Raw genomic sequence first — 16,692 nt, 5'->3', positions numbered from 1 at the left:
CCCCTCACATCGATATTGTCGATATGAAGGGCGCTGCCTTGAAGGATGTCAAACAGAAGCAGTGCCGCTCAGCAGCCGAGCTTGTCGGCGACCCCGCCAAAATCCTTAGCGACGATGTCCCAGTTGCCGGTCGCCTCGAAATCGACCTTCTGGAGCGGGCCGTATTCGGTCGGCCGCGCCACGAACGCGGTCTTCAGCCCGTTCTTCTGGGCGGCGGCGAGATCGCCGTTGTGGGCGGCGACCATCATCACCTGCTCCGGCTTGAGGCCGAGCAGGCGCGCGGCGCCGAGATAGGTCTCGGGATCGGGCTTGTAGTGCTCGAACAGCTCGGCCGACATGATGAGATCCCACGGCAGGCCTGCGAACTTCGCCATGTTGGTGAGCAGCGCGACATTGCCGTTCGACAGCGGCGAGATCACGAATTTCGACTTCAGCCGTGTGAGGCCCGCGACACTGTCGGGCCAAGGATGCAGACGGTGCCAGCCCTTGGTGATGTAGTCGAGATCGGCCTCGGTCAAACCCTTGATCGCGAACTTCTCGACCAGCTTGTCCAGCGAGCGGCGGTGCAGGACGTCGAGGATGACATAGCCACGTTCGGGGTGCTTGCGCACGTCATCCATGGCGGCCGTGTACATGCCGCGCCAGCCGTCGACCAAAGCGGTCCAGTCGGCGGAGATGCCGCGGCCCTTGCCCCACCACATGAGGTCGGTGATCAGGCTGGTGCGCCAGTCCACGACGGTGCCGAACACGTCGAAGACCAGCGCTTTGACGGAGGAGAGATCGGACATGTGCGCTTCCTCTTTTGTTGTTCTTGTCATTCCGGGGGGCGCGTCAGCACCAACCCGGAATCCAGAAGTTATGGCGCGAGATTCCGGTTTCTCTGGGCCGCGCGCTTTGCGCGGTCCCGTCGCCCCGGAATGACGAAGCGCGTCAGCCCAGGTAAAACTTCTCCAACTGCCGGTGCTCGGCCTTGATGTAACGCACGGTGCCGGTGACGGAGCGCATCACGACCGTCTCGGTCTCGATCACGCCGTCCTTGCGGAACTTGACGCCCGACAGCAGCGAGCCGGTGGTGACGCCGGTGGCGGCGAACAGGCAGTCGCCGCGTGCCATATCCTCGATGCCGTAGATCATCTTGGGATCGTTGACGCCCATCTTGGCGGCGCGCTCGCGCTTCTCGTCCGAATCCAGGATCAGGCGGCACTGCATCTGGCCACCGATGCAGCGCAGCGCCACGGCCGCGAGCACGCCTTCCGGCGCGCCGCCGGTGCCGAGATACATGTCGACGCCGGTGTTATCGGGGTCGGCGCAGTGGATCACGCCGGCCACGTCGCCGTCGGTGATGAGGCGGACGGCGGCGCCGGTCGAGCGCACGCTCTCGATGATGCTGGCATGGCGCGGGCGGTCGAGCACGAGAACGGTGATGCCTTCCGGCTGGACACCCTTGGCCTTGGCGAGGCGGCGGACGTTGTCGGCGGGCGAGGCATCAATTTCGACAACACCCTTGTCGTAGCCGGGACCGATCGCGAGCTTCTCCATGTAGACGTCAGGAGCGTGCAGCAGCGTGCCGCCGTCGGCCATCGCCATGGTGGCAATCGAGCCCGGCATGTTCTTGGCGCACAGCGTGGTGCCTTCGAGCGGGTCGACCGCGATGTCGACCTGCGGGCCGGCGTTCATGCCAACCTTCTCGCCGATGAACAGCATCGGCGCCTCGTCGCGCTCGCCCTCGCCGATCACGATGGTGCCCTCGATCGGCAGCTTGTTGAGCTCGCGCCGCATGGCGTCCACCGCGGCCTGGTCGGCCGCCTTCTCGTTGCCGTGCCCGCGCAGCCGCGCCGAAGACACCGCCGCCCGCTCCGTCACCCGCACGATCTCCAGCGTGAGGATGCGCTCGAGCAACGCGTGCGGCGGGACTGAAATATGGGTCGACATCGGCTAACTCCTTCGGAACAGTTTTGGACGGAGATCTCCGTCCGCATCAACTCGTAACACCCACAGTTCGTTCGAACCGTGTCCTATTGTTTGAGCATGACCTTGCCGGAAAACCTCTTCACACTTTTCCGGGTCATGCTCAGTTCTTCTCGATCCGGATCACCTGCGGCCGTCCGCTGATCACCTTGTCCTTCTGCACGGCCGCGAGCGCGCGGCGCACGGCGTCCTCATGCGTCGCATAGGTGATCAGGATGACGGGCACGGGCACCGCCTTGCCGTTCGCCGGCGCAGCGCCGCCATTGGGATGACGCTGCACGATCGACTCGATCGAAATCTTCTGCTCCGCGAGCCGGGTCGCGATCGCGGCCGCTGTGCCCGGGAAATCGCGCGCCAGCAGGCGGATATAGTAGCCGCCCTCGTGCCGCTCCATCGGCGCCTTCTTGGTGTCGCGCAGATGCGAGATCGGCCGGCCGAACGGATTGGCGCGGATGCCGCGCGCAACGTCGGCGATGTCGGCGACGACGGCGGATGCGGTCGCAGCACCGCCGGCACCGGGGCCGACCAGCGTGATCGGAGGAATGCCCTCGCCATCGATCGTGACCGCATTGGTGACACCCATCACCTGCGCGATCGAGGAGGATTTTGGAACCATGGTCGGATGCACGCGCTGCTCGATGCCCTTGGCGGTGCGAACGGCAACACCGAGCAGCTTGAGCCGGTAACCGAGATCGTCGGCCGCGCGCAGATCTTCCGGCGCGATGGATGAGATACCTTCGACATACACCGCGCTTTGAGCAACTTTCGTGCCGAAGGCAAGGCTGGCGAGAATGGCAAGTTTTTGCGCGGTGTCGTGGCCATCGACGTCGAAGGACGGATTGGCCTCGGCGTAGCCGAGCCGCTGCGCATCCTTGAGGCATTCGGCAAAGGACAGGCCCTCCTGCTCCATCCGCGTCAGGATGTAATTGCAAGTGCCGTTGAGGATGCCGTAGACGCGGGTGACGCCGGTTCCGGCAAGCCCTTCACGTAACGTTTTGATGACAGGGATCGCGGCGCCGACCGCTGCCTCGAAATTCAGCGCGCCGCCGTGCTTTTCGGCGGCCTTGGCAAGCTTCAGGCCGTGCTTGGCGAGCAGCGCCTTGTTGGCGGTGACGACCGACTTGCCCGCATTCAGTGCCGCTTCGACCGCAGAGAGAGCGGGATCACCGGCGCCGCCCATCAGCTCGACGAAGCAGTCGATGCCGGGATGCGTGGCCAGTGCCATGGGGTCCCTGACCCATTCGATGCCGCGCAGATCGACGCCGCGCTTCTTCGCCTTCGAGCGCGCGGTGACGGCGACGACGCGAATGCCGCGGCCGCTGCGGCCCGCGAGCACGCGGGCCTGGGTCTCGATCAAACGGACAACTTCGGCGCCCACGGTGCCGAGCCCCGCTATGCCCACTTTCAGGGGTGCAACCATGATGCTTTAGAAAACCTGCCGAAGAGAAACTTAACGCCGATTGGCGAGCGGAACGACGTTGTGCAACGTTTCGATGCCGCTTTCAAGGAAGCGGCGCACGCCGCGCGCGGCCTGCCTGATCCGTTGCTCGTTTTCCACCATGGCGATGCGGACATATCCTTCACCGTGCTCGCCGAAGCCGACACCGGGCGAGACCGCGACGCCGGATTTCTCCACCATCAGGGTTGCGAACTGCATGCTGCCGACGCTGCGGAAGGCCTCCGGCAGCGGCACCCATGCGAACATCGAGGCTTCCGGTGGCGGGATCTCCCAGCCGGCGCGGCCGAATGACTCCACCAGCGCGTCGCGGCGCTTGCGGTAGGTGTCGCGCATCTCCTTGATGCAATCGTCGGGGCCGTTCAGCGCGGCGGTCGCGGCGACCTGCACCGGCGTGAAGGCGCCGTAGTCGAGGTAGGATTTGACGCGGGCGAGTGCTGCGATCACGCGGTCGTTGCCGACAGCAAAACCCATGCGCCAGCCGGCCATCGAATAGGTCTTCGACATCGAGGTGAACTCGACGGTGACGTCGATCGCGCCGGGCACCTGCAGCACCGAGGGCGGCGGGTTGTTCTCGTCGAAATAGACTTCGGCGTAAGCGAGATCGGACAGGATCAGGATCTCGTGCTTCTTCGCGAACGCGACGAGGTCCTTGTAGAAGTCGAGGCTCGCGACATAGGCGGTCGGGTTCGAAGGGTAGCAGACGACGAGCGCGAGCGGCTTCGGGATCGAATGCACGATCGCGCGTTCCACCGCCTCGAAGAATTGCGGCGTTGGCTCCGAGGGCACCGAGCGGATCACGCCGCCCGCCATCAGGAAGCCGAAGGCGTGAATCGGGTAGCTCGGGTTCGGGCAGAGGATGACGTCGCCGGGCGCGGTGATCGCCTGCGCCACATTGGCAAAGCCCTCCTTCGAACCCAGCGTCGCGACGACCTGGGTATCGGGGTTGAGCTTCACCCCGAAGCGGCGGGCGTAATAAGCGGCCTGGGCCCGGCGCAACCCGGGGATGCCGCGGGAGGCCGAGTAGCGGTCGGTGCGCGGCTTGCCCAGCGTCTCCTTGAGCTTCTCCAGCACATGCGCCGGCGCCGGCAGGTCCGGATTGCCCATGCCGAGGTCGATGATGTCGGCGCCTGCATTCCGCGCGGCCGCCTTGGCCCGGTTGACCTGCTCGAACACGTAAGGCGGAAGGCGGCGGATGCGGTAAAACTCTTCCATGGCTCTCTGGGCTCCGGGCAACCGGTCAGGACAGAATCGACCGGCCATGACAGCCGCTCGGGAAAGCTCTCGCCCCTTCGCGAAAATCACTCAAAATCAAACGCTTAGAGTAATATTCGACGGCAGGAGCTGAAGTCGTTCGCCCTGACTCTTGGCTGAACTGAGGTCTTTTAGCACGGCATGGCGGGGGCGCCAGCGATTACGCCGCGTTACTTGGCGTCTTTTGCGGCAACCGATTGGCGGTCGCGCGCGGCGGCCAGCTCGGCTTCGATCTTGGCGCGCTGGTCCGGCGGGATGATTGCCTGATCACGATCCGGTGGCAGATCGTGCACCGGTAGGTACGAGCCGGGCTCCCTGGGATGGGCCTGGGCGTCGGTGGGCGTATAGTCAGCCAGCTGACTCGAGCAGCCGCCCAAGGCAAGCGCCGCCATCAGCAGCGCGCCACAGATCGGCAGCGACTTTTGCAGGTCCCTCAACGCCAACACTTGGGAAATCCCCTACTCGTCCCAACGCAAGGCTGCCGGAGCTTAACCCGACAACCTGCCCAAGCTCAAACCATTGCTGCCCACAAATGGTACGAGCGAGAATACTTCCAAGGCCCACTGCGGAAGAGGTGCACGCTGATTGTGACAAAACCAAGGGGCTTTGTCGCAGTGCAGCACATGTTGGAGCTTGTTTAACGCCAAACATGCGAGCTTCGCGGTGACGAATACAGAATGAATCGTTACTGTTCTGCTCATGAGTACCGCCACGACCGACACGCCCAAACCCGAGACGAAGTTCGATGCGGAAGCCTTCGCGATGAATGTCGCGCGGGCGATGGAGAGCGGCGGCAAGGCGCTCGCCGCGTATCTGAAACCACGCGAGAGCGGCGACGTGCAGGATCGCCCGCCGGCCGAGCTTACGGAAGTGGTCAAGGCCTTCACGTCGGTCGCCCAATACTGGATGTCAGATACATCCCGCGCGTCCGATCTGCAGACCAAGCTCGCCAAGGATTATCTCGACCTCTGGGGCTCGGCGGCGCGCCGCATGGCTGGCCAGGACGCTTCACCCGCGATCGCGCCCTTGCCGCGCGACAAGCGCTTTGCCGATCCGGAATGGAAGTCGAACCAGTTCTTCGATTTCGTGATGCAGCTCTATCTGCTCACAGCCAAATGGGCGCAAGAGCTGGTGCACGACGCCGAGCTCGATCCGCAGACCCGCCGCAAGGCGGAGTTCTACGTCCAGCAGGTCACCAATGCGATCTCGCCGTCGAACTTCGTCCTGACCAATCCGGAAGTGCTGCGCGAGACGGTGGCGAGCAGCGGCGAAAATCTCGCACGCGGCCTGAAGATGCTGGCCGAGGACATCGCGGGCGGCAAGGGCATGCTGAAGATCCGCCAGTCCAATCCGGACAATCTCGTCGTCGGCGTCAACATGGCGACGACGCCGGGCAAGGTGATCTACCAGAACGAGATGATGCAGCTGATCCAGTATTCGCCGACCACGGAGAACGTGCTGCGCACGCCGCTCCTGATCGTGCCGCCCTGGATCAACAAGTTCTACATCCTCGATCTCAAGCCGGAGAAATCCTACATCAAGTGGTGCGTCGACCAGGGCATCACCGTGTTCGTGATCTCATGGGTCAATCCCGACAAGCGGCTCGGCAACAAGAGCTGGGAAGACTACATGAAGGAAGGCCCGCTCACGGCGATGGACGTGATCGAGAAGGTCACCGGCGAGTTGAAGGTGCACACCGCCGGCTATTGCGTCGGCGGCACCATGCTCGCGACCACGCTGGCCTGGCTCGCCGAGAAGCGCCGCCAGCGCGTGGCGTCGGCGACGTTCTTCGCGGCGCAGGTCGACTTCACCCATGCCGGCGATCTCCTCGTGTTCGTCGACGAGGATCAGATCGCGGCCCTCGAGCAGGACATGAAGGCGGCCGGCGTGCTCGAAGGCTCGAAGATGGCGATGGCCTTCAACATGCTGCGCTCCAACGATCTGATCTGGTCCTATGTCGTCAGCAACTATCTGAAGGGCCAGCAGCCGAGCGCGTTCGACCTCTTGCACTGGAATTCGGATGCGACGCGCATGACCGCGTCGAACCATTCCTATTACCTGCGCAATTGCTACCTGGAGAACCGGCTCTCCACCGGCACCATGGTGCTCGACAACACGCTGCTCGACCTCTCCAAGGTCAAGGTGCCGGTCTACAACCTCGCCACCCGCGAGGACCACATCGCGCCGGCCGAATCGGTGTTGTACGGCTCGCAGTTCTTCGGCGGCCCGGTGAAATACGTCCTGTCCGGCTCGGGCCACATCGCCGGCGTGGTCAACCCGCCCGCCTCGAACAAGTACCAGTACTGGACCAACGACAACGTCAAGGACGTCAACGTCGCCGAGTGGATGAAGGGCGCGGTGGAGCACAAGGGCTCGTGGTGGCCGGACTGGCGCGAATGGCTGGGCGGGCTCGATCCCGAGGAAGTCCCGGCGCGCGCGGTCGGCAGCGAGGCCCTGCCCCCGATCGAGGACGCGCCCGGCAGCTATGTCAGGGTTCGCGCCTAGCGGGATTTCTTTGCGCATGGCGCAATCCTGCGCGCTTGTATAATCTCGCGTTCAACACAGCGACGACAGAGGGGACCGGGTTATGACGCGCGAATTGTTCTGGCTGACACTGACGGTGATCCTGACCGGGATCCTCTGGATTCCCTACACCATCAACCGCTGCCAGGTTCGGGGGCTCAGTGGCGCCTTGGCCAATCCCTCGCGCGGCGACAAGCCGCAGGCGGAGTGGGCGAACCGCCTGATGTTCGCGCATGACAACGCCGTCGAAAACCTCGTGCTCTTCGCGCCGCTGGTGCTGATCCTGAACGCGATCGACTATTCCTCGAAATGGACCGTGCTCGCCTGTGCGGTCTATTTCTGGTCGCGTGTCGCGCATCTGATCGTCTATGCGCTCGGAATCCCGGTGTTCCGGACTCTCGCCTTCACCGTCGGCTTCCTCGCCCAGGCCGTGCTTGCGCTGGCAATCTTCAAGGTGCTCTAGAAATCGGGTCTCTTAGGGATCAGGCCCTGCGTACGACGAGGTTCAGCATGTTGGCTGGCGTCTCGTCGAAACTCTGGATCACGTTGGTGTCCGACGACAGCGTGATCCACGAACCTGCGCTCGCGTAAGTCATATCGAGCCACTCCCGCGAGACGTAGCTGTAGTAGCGCCCGAGGCTGTCGCGGCCATCGTCCTCACCCATCTTGTAGCTGGCGTAGAACACGCCTGATGGCTTGAGTGCACGGTGGATCTTTCCAAGGATGCCGGCGAGTTCGTCGCGTGGCACATGCAGCAGACAGGCGCTCGCCCAGACGCCGTCATAGGCCTCGTGCGCATCCAGCTGGTCGAACCGCATCGCCTCGACGGGATGACCAAGCCGGCGCGAGGCGATCTCGGCCATTTCGGGCGAGCCATCGGTCGCACGCACTGGAAAACCTTCGGCGAGCATCACTGCGGAATGATTGCCGGCACCGCAACCGAGCTCGAGGATCGCGCCTCCCGGCGGCAGCAGGGCGAGAAAGCCCCGCAACCGCGTCGATGCGGCCTTCGCCCAGCCGGCATAGGCCTCGGCGTTCTGCCGGTAGAATTGCAAGGTCGCTTCGTCCACCGCAGTACCTCGTGTCATGGAAACAGCGCGATCTGCTCCAACCCCGCCGTCTCGGGCAGCCCGAACATCAGGTTCATGTTCTGGATCGCCTGCCCGGCCGAACCCTTCACCAGATTGTCGAGCGTGGAAATCACGATCGCCCGGTTCTTGATGCGGTCGGCGACGACGCCGATCTGCACATAGTTGGAGCCGCGCACATTCTGGGTCTGCGGCAGCACGCCCTTCCTGGCGACATGCACGAAGGGCTCGTTGGCATAAGCCTGCTCCAGCGCGCTTCGCAGATCGTCCGGCGTCGCGCCGTTGAGCTTGACGTAGGAGGTGCAGAGTTCGCCGCGCGCCATCGGAATAAGATGCGGCGTGAAGTTGATCGTCACTGCGGAACCGGCGGCGACGCCGATCTCCTGCTCGATCTCGGGCGCGTGCCGGTGGGTGCCGACCGAATAGGGCGACAGCCCCTCGCCCGCCTCGCTGAACAACGTGTTCTGTTTCAGCCCGCGGCCGGCGCCGGTGACGCCCGATTTCGCGTCGATGACGATGTCGTCGACGTCGATCAGCTTGGCTTTCGCAAGCGGCACCAGCGCGAGCAGCGCCGCCGTGGGATAGCAGCCGGGACAGGCGACCAGCCGCGCCGACGTAATCTTCTCGCGATAGAATTCGGTGAGACCGTAGACCGCTTCGCCCTGCAGTTCGAGCGCCCGGTGCTCATGGCCGTACCACTGCGCATAGGTGCTCTTGTCCCGCAGCCTGAAATCGGCGGACATGTCGAGGACCTTGATTTTGGGATTTGCCTTGAGGACCGCGGCGATGATTTCCTGCGTGGTGCCGTGCGGCAGTCCGCAGAACACCGCATCGAGCTTGCTCCAGTCGACCTTTTCCCATTCCACGAGTTTCGGCAGGTCCAGCATGAAAAAATGCGGAAACACGTCGCCCATCGACTTGCCAGCATGGGTGTTGGCGGTGAGCGCGACGATCTCGGCATTCGGATGCCGGGCCAACAGGCGCACCGCATCGGCCCCGGTGTAACCGGAGGCGCCGAGAATGCCGATCTTCTTCGAGCTCATCACGCGTACCTTTCAGGCGTCATTTGATCGTCTTGCCGGGGTCGAAAGTCGCAGCGTCGCTTCGTCCACCGGGCTGGCCTCCCGAGCAACGTTCGATCAGCTATTGTCGGCAAGGCCCAACATCAGCCGCATGTTCTGCACGGCTGCGCCTGAGGCGCCCTTGCCGAGATTGTCGAGCCGCGCGACCAGCACCGCCTGGTGATATTTGTCGCTGGCGAAGACGTGGAGCTCGAGCGTGTTGGTCTCGTTGAGCGCCTCCGGCTCGAGCTTGCCGCCCTTGGTCGCCTCGTTCTGGAGCGGCATCACCGAGACATATTTCGAGCCGGCGTAACGCTTGGCCAGCGCGGCCTGAAGGTCCGCACCGCTGGGCTTGCCCGGCAGCGCGTCGAGCTGGAGCGGCACCGAGACCAGCATGCCCTGCCGGTAGTTGGCGACCGAGGGAATGAAGATCGGCCGCCGCGTCAGTTTCGAATAGAGCTGCATCTCCGGCAGATGCTTGTGCTCGAAGCCGAGGCCGTAGAGCTCGAAGGACGGCGCGCTGCCGTCTTCGAAGCTCGCGATCATCGACTTGCCGCCGCCGGAATAGCCGCTCACCGCGTTGACGGTGACGGGATAATCGGGCGGCAACAGACCGGCATCGACGATTGGCCGCAGCAGCGCGATCGCACCGGTCGGATAGCAGCCGGGATTGGAGACCTTCTTCGCGGCCTTGATCTTGCCGGCCTGGTCCGGCGTCAGTTCCGGAAAGCCGTAGGCCCAGTCGGGCGCGACCCGGTAGGCGGTGGAAGCGTCCAGCACCTTCGGCGCTGAAGCGCCCATGCTGTCGACCAGCGCCACTGTTTCCTTCGCGGCATCGTCAGGCAGGCAGAGGATGACGAGATCCACCTCCTCCATCAGCGCCTTCTTGGCCGCGGGGTCCTTGCGCTTGTCGTCGGCGATCGTCTTCACCGTGACGTCGCTCTGGAGCTTCAGCCGCTCATTGATGCCGAGCCCGGTGGTGCCGGAGCCGCCGTCGACGAAGACGGTGGCGGGCTTCTTGGCCGCGCCGGTGGTCGGGGCCTTGGTGGTTTCGGTGAGGCTCATGGCGCGCTCCTTTCGAGCATGTTGGTTTCGTTCGCGAAGGCCTCCGGCCTCACGTCCTGCATCAATTGTGCAATCTCTCTGGCGTCGGCTTCGGGTTGCGCACCGAGCGCGTTGGCGATCGCGGTGTAGTCGGCGTCCGATTTGTGCTGGTTGAGCTTGAAGCTGCCTTCGACCTCTTCAACCGTCATGACCAGACCCACGATCCCCTTCTTCAACGCTTCCAGCCGGCCTGCCGTCATCTTCGCCGATGTCCACGGCGCTTTCGGCAACAGCCAGCTCTCGAACTTGTCGCTCAGCGTGTCGATCTGCACCGCCAGCTGATCGTCTGACAAGAGGCGCACCGGCCCGCTCAGATGCACCGACTGGTAGAGCCAGGTCGGCACCTGATCCGGCGAGACGTACCAGTCGGGCGATACATAGGCATCGGGGCCGTTGACCGCGAGCAGCCAGGAGGTCGCGCCGTCCGCCAGCTTTAGCAGCGGATTGTGACGGGCGACATGAAAGGCGGCCTGCGGCGTGCCGTCAGCGGCGTAAGTCAGGTAGAACGGCAGTGGCGAGGCGACCGGCTTGTGGCCGTCGAAGGCGCACATCGTGCCGAAGCCGCGCTCCTCGGCGAATTTCAGGCTCGCGGCGCGGTCCTGCTTGAAAAAGGGTGGCGTGTACATCGTGGTCTCCTGCTGGGCCTCCTCGGGGGGCCGCCGGATCAGATCGCGCTGACAGGAGAGAGAGAATGCCGCGGATCGGATCCAGCGGCAAAGACGATGATCTCAAACGCGATCGACCGCCCAAACCGCTAAAGAGCGGCGGCGGCGACGGGCGAACAGGATGGTCGCGGCGTTGATCATGGCGCGCGGCTATAAGGCCAGAGGGTTCCAGGGTCAAGTCCAAATCGATGGGGCGCGACGGCTGCCGCCCCCGTGACGGCAGGATGCCGCACGGGTGTCATCGGGTCGCAGCGGAATTTCTCCTAAGCTTGGGGGTTCCCGAGAAAGAAAGGCGCCACAACCCCGCCGGTCCGCGCCTTTCGTTCGCAACCCAGCCCCAGGACATCGCCATGACCGAGATCACCCGTCGCGCAACGCTAGCCGGCGCCGCCGCCTCGGCGCTCCTGCCCTTCGTGAAGACCTCGCCCGCGAGCGCCGCCGCGCCCCCGGCCGCGACCCAGAATGCGAGCTTCTACCGCTACAATGTCGGCACCCACCAGATCACCGTGGTTTGCGACGGCGTCGCGACCGTCAACCTGACGGACAATTACGCGGCCGGCGCCAGCAAGGACGACATCAACAAGATCTTCGCCGAGAACCATCTGCCGACCGACAAGGTCACCCACACCTTCAATCCGGTCGTCGTCAACACCGGGCCGAAGCTCGTCGTGATCGATACCGGTCTCGGGCCCGACCAGTTCACGCAGACCAAGGGCAAGGTCGGCCAGTTCCACAACAACCTTGCGGCGGCCAGCATCGACCGCGCAGCAGTCGACACCGTCATCATCTCGCACTTCCACGGCGACCACATCAACGGCCTGCTCGCGGCCGAGAACAAGCCGGCCTTCCCCAACGCCGAGATCATGGTTCCGGCAGTGGAATGGAAGTTCTGGATGGATGACGGCGAGATGAGCAAGGGGACCGGCAATCCGATCCTCGAAAGCAACTTCAAGAATATCCGCCGCGTGTTCGATGCGCTCGGCCGCAAGGTCACGCAATACGAGTCCGGCAAGGAAGTCGCGCCCGGCATCACTTCGGTGGCGAGCCCGGGCCACACGCCGGGACACAACTCCTTCATCGTCGCGTCCGGAGCGGAAAAGGTCCTTGTGCAGGTCGACATCACCGCAGGCGCAGCGTTCCTGTTCGTGAAGCACCCCGAATGGAACATCGCCTCCGACGTCGACAAGCCGCTGGCGCAAGAGACGCGGCGCAAGCTCTACGACATGGCGATTGCCGAGAAGATGCCGATCCAGGCCTTCCATGCCGCCTTCCCAGGTCTCGTCCGCGTCGAGAAGGAGAAGGATGGTTCGGGCTATCGCTGGATTCCGTCGATCTGGAACGCCTCGCTTTAAGCTCTGCCGTATGCGCTGACCGGGCGGCCGAGCTGCCCGGTCAGATCACGCGCCAGATCCATTCCATGATCTTCGCGATCACGTCGCCGAACAGCAACAGCGCCGCGGACCAGACCAGCGCCGAGATGAAATTGGCGGCCTGAAAACTCCAATACGGCATCTCGAAAATGCCGGCTGCGAGCGGCACCGAGGCGCGCAAGGGGCCGAAGAAGCGGCCGATGAAGATGCTGGGCACGCCCCAGCTCCGCACGAAGGCTTCGCCCCTGGGCAGCAGTTCCGGGTAACGCGAGAGCGGCCACATTTGGGCGACCTGCTCCTTGTAGCGATAGCCGAACCAGTAGGAGACCCAGTCGCCGAGCGCAGCACCGATGCCGCCGGCGATCCAGACCGGATAGAAGCTGATGCCGCTGGCCCCGATCAGCGCGCCGATCGCAACCAGCGCCCCCCAGGCCGGGATCAGCAGCGAGATGAAGGCCAGCGACTCCCCGAAGGCGAGCAGGAACACGATCGGGGCCGCCCAAGCCTGGTGAGCGCGCACGAAATCGGCCAGCGCGTGCGCGTACTGCTCCATTCCAGATTGCCTTCCCGCCCCGTCACGGTCCTGTCAGATAAAAGGACTGGTAAGCCAAGGACTTGTGTGACATCAAGTCACAAAGCCGGGCCTGAGCCGGGCCCAGGTGTCAAATTGCCGGGAATTGGTGGGGCCTGCGGCGTAAAATCGCCGGGATTGGCTCCCACCCACACCCGCCGGGCGGACCTGCGGTGACCTTTGCAGGCCAGCCGTGGCATAGTCGGCCCAACCGATTCGCCGCCATCGCGGCCATCAAAGTGCATCAAAATATATGTCCAAGCAGTTGAAGCCAAAAGCAAAAGACGATTTTTTCGGCGGCGATGAGCCGAAGTCGCGCGCGCCCGCCAAGGCGGCCTCGCGCGGGACCGGCGGCGAAGCCGACTACACTGCGGCCGATATCGAGGTGCTCGAAGGCCTGGAACCGGTGCGCCGCCGGCCCGGCATGTATATCGGCGGCACCGATGAGAAGGCGCTGCATCACCTCTTCGCCGAAGTCATCGACAACTCGATGGACGAGGCTCTGGCCGGGCACGCAACCTTCATCGGAGTCGAGCTCAGCGCCGATGGGTTCCTGACCGTCACCGACAACGGCCGCGGCATCCCGATCGATCCGCATCCCAAATTCCCGAAGAAGTCTGCGCTCGAAGTCATCATGTGCACGCTGCATTCGGGCGGCAAGTTCGACTCCAAGGTCTACGAGACTTCCGGCGGTCTGCACGGTGTCGGCATCTCCGTGGTGAACGCCCTCTCCTCGCTGCTCGAGGTCGAGGTCGCACGCAGCCAGAAACTCTACCGCATGACGTTCGAGCGCGGGCACCCGAAGGGCAAGCTCGAGGATCTCGGCAAGATCAACAACCGCCGCGGCACCCGCGTGCGCTTCAAGCCCGACACCGACATCTTCGGCGCTAAGGCCGCATTCAAGCCGCAGCGCCTGTTCAAGATGACGCGCTCGAAGGCGTATCTGTTCGGCGGCGTCGAGATCCGCTGGAATTGCGCACCCGAGCTCTTGAAGGGCGTCGAGGATGTCCCGGCGGAAGCGACCTTCCACTTCCCCGGCGGCCTCAAGGATTACCTCGCCGCAGCGATCCACGCCGACACGCTGGTGCATCCCGACATCTTCTCCGGCAAATCGGGCCGCAACGGCGCGCATGGCGCCTGCGAATGGGCTGTCGCCTGGACCGCGGATGCCGACGGCTTCCTGTCCTCGTACACCAACACCGTGCCGACGCCCGATGGCGGCACGCACGAATCCGGCCTGCGTAGCGCGCTCCTGCGCGGCCTGAAGGATCACGCCGAGCGCGTCGGCCAGGGCAAGCGCGCGTCATCCATTACGTCGGAAGACGTGATGGTGGGCGCGGCCGTGATGCTCTCGGTGTTCGTGCGCGAGCCTGAATTCCAGGGCCAGACCAAGGATCGCCTCGCCACCGCCGAAGCGCAGCGCATCGTCGAACAGGCGATGAAGGATCCGTTCGACCACTGGCTGTCGGGCAATCCGAACATGGCCAACAGGCTGCTCGACTTCGTGATCGATCGCGCCGAGGAGCGGCTGCGCCGTCGCCAGGAAAAGGAAACGGCACGCAAGACCGCCGGCAAGAAGCTTCGCCTGCCCGGCAAGCTCGCCGACTGCACCGATGCCGGCACCGACGGCTCCGAGCTCTTCATCGTCGAGGGTGACTCGGCAGGCGGCAGCGCCAAGCAGGCCCGTGATCGCAAGACGCAAGCGGTGCTGCCGCTGCGCGGCAAGATCCTCAACGTCGCCTCGGCCGGCAAGGACAAGCTGACGGCGAACGCGCAGCTCTCCGACCTCGTGCAGGCGATCGGCTGCGGCCAGCTTTTGCAATATCGCGAAGAGGATCTGCGCTATCAGCGCATCATCATCATGACCGACGCCGACGTCGACGGCGCCCACATCGCCTCGCTCCTGATCACCTTCTTCTACCGGCAGATGCCGCGGCTGATCGACGAGGGCCACCTCTTCCTCGCGGTGCCGCCGCTCTACAAGCTGACCCATGGCTCGAAGTCCGTCTACGCACGCGACGACAAGCACAAGGAGACGCTGCTCAAGAGCGAGTTCAACGCCAACGCCAAGGTCGAGGTGAACCGCTTCAAAGGTCTCGGTGAGATGATGCCGGCGCAGCTCAAGGAAACCACCATGGATCCGCGCAAGCGGACGCTGCTCAAGGTGGTGCTGCTCGCCGACGACCGCGACACCACGGCGGATTCGGTGGAGCGCCTGATGGGCACCAAGGCCGAGGCGCGCTTCGCGTTCATCTCGGACAAGGCGGAGTTTGCGAGCGAGGAGCTGCTCGACGTCTGAGGCAGTCTTCCGACGTCACGCACAAAGTCCCGGCCTCGGCCGGGGCTTTTTTGTTTGCGGCTGCTCGCGGAGGCGCCCGACCAGACCGCGTCCGCTACCCGACTCATCTTGGGGCGGAACGACTCGGCCAACGACTCACCGGCGCCAAGGCTGAGGCAGGATTGCTACCATTTCGGACAGAGCCGGATTTGCTAACGAGAAGTTACCGGAATTCGATCTTCGGAAAATGACGCAACATATTGTAATAATAGAGCTATTTTTGATTTCGGCGATCACGCCCGGAATCCTCGCCGAGCGGCGTTTCCCGGCGACTGTGCCTGTCCGGCAACAGCATTTCGGTGGAAAGCGGCTATAGTCCGGGCATCAGATCACTCGGACTTCAGTGCGCTCGCGCCTGCCGGACAGACCAAAGCTTGGGGATTTTAAGATGAAGAAGATTTTGCTCGCACTCACCGCGGTTGCCGCGATGACCGGCTCGGCGTCGGCGGCCGATCTGGCTGCCCGTCCCTACGTGAAGGCCCCGCTTCCGGCGCCCGTCGCCAACTGGACCGGCTTCTACATCTTCGGCGGTGGTGGTGGTGGCCTCTCGAACTCCGATCAGTCCGTCCAGACCACGGTCGGCGCGGTTCCGCTGACGATCGGCCAGCGCCAGGGTGGCTCGGGCTGGTTCGGCACCGTCGGTCTCGGCTACGACTGGCAGTTCAACAGCACTTGGGTCGCCGGCGTGTTCGCTGACGGTCAGTTCGGCAGCATCCGTGGCACGGTTCAGGATCCCTTCTTCGGCATCACCGGCTCGCAGAAGCTGGAAGACTCCTGGGCCGCTGGTGTGCGCCTCGGCTATCTGGTTGCTCCGAACGTTCTCTCCTACGTCAACGGCGGTTATTCCGGCGCTCACTTCGGCCAGACCAACTTCCTGACGCTGGCCGGCGTTCCCGCTGGTGCCCACCTCAACAGCTACAACCGCAATGGCTGGTTCGTCGGCGGCGGCGTCGAGAACAGCCTGAACATCTTCGGCATCTCTTCGCCCGGCTGGTTCATGAAGACCGAATATCGTTCGGCCTTCTACAACGCCAAGACCCAGGACGAACTGATCGACGGCACCAACCTCCCGACCGGCAACAGCATCCGCGCGAACAGCTGGAACCAGACGATCTCGACCTCGCTTGTCTACCGCTTCAACTGGACCGGTCCGGTCGTCGCGAAGTACTGATCTGATCTGAAATTCAGACGTCAAAGCCCCGGCATTGTCCGGGGCTTTTTCGTTGCGGCTTCTGTTTTGCGGAGTTCAAGGCTCGATACATCGAGAGCTCCGGTGCGCGGTGCCCCAGCGGGT

Annotated in this window: 15 protein-coding genes; 5 read left to right on the top strand and 10 right to left on the bottom strand. The window is 64.0% G+C overall.

All coding sequences use genetic code 11. The annotated features are described in order from the left end of the window. Positions 1-68 precede the first annotated feature (68 nt). The 5 genes from ABIB95_RS26560 to ABIB95_RS26540 all read right to left on the bottom strand — a co-directional run bounded on the left by ABIB95_RS26560 (position 69) and on the right by ABIB95_RS26540 (position 5,124). Positions 69-788 carry a haloacid dehalogenase type II gene (locus ABIB95_RS26560; protein ID WP_354243521.1) on the bottom strand — a complete coding sequence of 240 codons (720 nt, stop codon included), beginning with the start codon at positions 786-788 and terminating at the stop codon, positions 69-71. Positions 789-930: 142 nt separating this feature from the next. Then, positions 931-1,932, bottom strand: a complete 1,002-nt coding sequence (gene glpX, locus ABIB95_RS26555) for a class II fructose-bisphosphatase (protein ID WP_063983497.1) — start codon at positions 1,930-1,932, stop codon at positions 931-933. A 139-nt stretch (positions 1,933-2,071) separates the two neighbouring features. Then, the gene (locus tag ABIB95_RS26550; RefSeq protein WP_085401211.1) at positions 2,072-3,388 is read right to left on the bottom strand and encodes a homoserine dehydrogenase; all 1,317 of its coding nucleotides are present in this window, start codon (positions 3,386-3,388) and stop codon (positions 2,072-2,074) included. Positions 3,389-3,418: 30 nt separating this feature from the next. Next, a complete protein-coding gene (locus ABIB95_RS26545) occupies positions 3,419-4,639 on the bottom strand; it encodes an LL-diaminopimelate aminotransferase (protein ID WP_014495524.1) in 1,221 nt (406 codons plus the stop codon). A gap of 209 nt (positions 4,640-4,848) precedes the next feature. After that, positions 4,849-5,124, bottom strand: coding sequence for a hypothetical protein (locus tag ABIB95_RS26540; protein ID WP_063983499.1), 276 nt, complete (start codon positions 5,122-5,124; stop codon positions 4,849-4,851). Between the two features lie 253 nt (positions 5,125-5,377). Here ABIB95_RS26540 and ABIB95_RS26535 point away from each other — a divergent pair, with 253 nt between their 5' ends. Both ABIB95_RS26535 and ABIB95_RS26530 read left to right on the top strand, forming a co-directional pair. Further along, complete coding sequence (locus ABIB95_RS26535; protein WP_354243518.1) at positions 5,378-7,183, top strand: PHA/PHB synthase family protein; 1,806 nt, start codon at positions 5,378-5,380, stop codon at positions 7,181-7,183. 82 nt (positions 7,184-7,265) lie between these two features. Further along, entirely contained in the window at positions 7,266-7,664 is a 399-nt protein-coding gene (locus tag ABIB95_RS26530; RefSeq protein ID WP_071914281.1) for an MAPEG family protein, read from the top strand. A gap of 19 nt (positions 7,665-7,683) precedes the next feature. Here ABIB95_RS26530 and ABIB95_RS26525 read toward each other — a convergent pair whose 3' ends face one another. The 4 genes from ABIB95_RS26525 to ABIB95_RS26510 all read right to left on the bottom strand — a co-directional run bounded on the left by ABIB95_RS26525 (position 7,684) and on the right by ABIB95_RS26510 (position 11,080). Beyond that, on the bottom strand, positions 7,684-8,271 hold the full coding sequence (locus ABIB95_RS26525) for a class I SAM-dependent methyltransferase (RefSeq protein WP_354243515.1): 588 nt from the start codon (positions 8,269-8,271) through the stop codon (positions 7,684-7,686). Positions 8,272-8,285: 14 nt separating this feature from the next. After that, the gene (gene argC / locus ABIB95_RS26520; RefSeq protein ID WP_063983503.1) at positions 8,286-9,332 is read right to left on the bottom strand and encodes an N-acetyl-gamma-glutamyl-phosphate reductase; all 1,047 of its coding nucleotides are present in this window, start codon (positions 9,330-9,332) and stop codon (positions 8,286-8,288) included. A gap of 96 nt (positions 9,333-9,428) precedes the next feature. Further along, positions 9,429-10,415: an N-acetyl-gamma-glutamyl-phosphate reductase gene (gene argC, locus ABIB95_RS26515; RefSeq protein ID WP_354243512.1), complete on the bottom strand. Its 987-nt coding sequence runs from the start codon at positions 10,413-10,415 to the stop codon at positions 9,429-9,431. Further along, positions 10,412-11,080, bottom strand: coding sequence for an FMN-binding negative transcriptional regulator (locus ABIB95_RS26510; RefSeq protein ID WP_208086635.1), 669 nt, complete (start codon positions 11,078-11,080; stop codon positions 10,412-10,414). The genes argC (ABIB95_RS26515) and ABIB95_RS26510 overlap by 4 nt, the downstream gene beginning before the upstream one ends. Before the next feature lie 389 nt (positions 11,081-11,469). Here ABIB95_RS26510 and ABIB95_RS26505 point away from each other — a divergent pair, with 389 nt between their 5' ends. Further along, a complete protein-coding gene (locus ABIB95_RS26505; RefSeq protein WP_028153053.1) occupies positions 11,470-12,471 on the top strand; it encodes an MBL fold metallo-hydrolase in 1,002 nt (333 codons plus the stop codon). A gap of 40 nt (positions 12,472-12,511) precedes the next feature. Here the strand turns inward: ABIB95_RS26505 and ABIB95_RS26500 are convergent, their stop codons facing one another. After that, complete coding sequence (locus ABIB95_RS26500; protein WP_063983507.1) at positions 12,512-13,042, bottom strand: DedA family protein; 531 nt, start codon at positions 13,040-13,042, stop codon at positions 12,512-12,514. A 271-nt stretch (positions 13,043-13,313) separates the two neighbouring features. Between ABIB95_RS26500 and parE the strand changes: the two genes are divergently transcribed. Further along, positions 13,314-15,359 (top strand): DNA topoisomerase IV subunit B, encoded by a 2,046-nt coding sequence (gene parE / locus ABIB95_RS26495; protein ID WP_208071610.1) that lies wholly within the window; start codon positions 13,314-13,316, stop codon positions 15,357-15,359. Positions 15,360-15,786: 427 nt separating this feature from the next. Further along, the gene (locus ABIB95_RS26490) at positions 15,787-16,569 is read left to right on the top strand and encodes an outer membrane protein (RefSeq protein ID WP_085401054.1); all 783 of its coding nucleotides are present in this window, start codon (positions 15,787-15,789) and stop codon (positions 16,567-16,569) included. Positions 16,570-16,692: the final 123 nt, after the last annotated feature.

It is taken from the genome of Bradyrhizobium sp. LA2.1, assembly GCF_040547725.1.
Lineage (GTDB): Bacteria > Pseudomonadota > Alphaproteobacteria > Rhizobiales > Xanthobacteraceae > Bradyrhizobium > Bradyrhizobium barranii.
The sequence above is the reverse complement of the archived record's forward strand: the minus strand, read 5'-3'. Positions and strand labels throughout refer to the sequence as shown.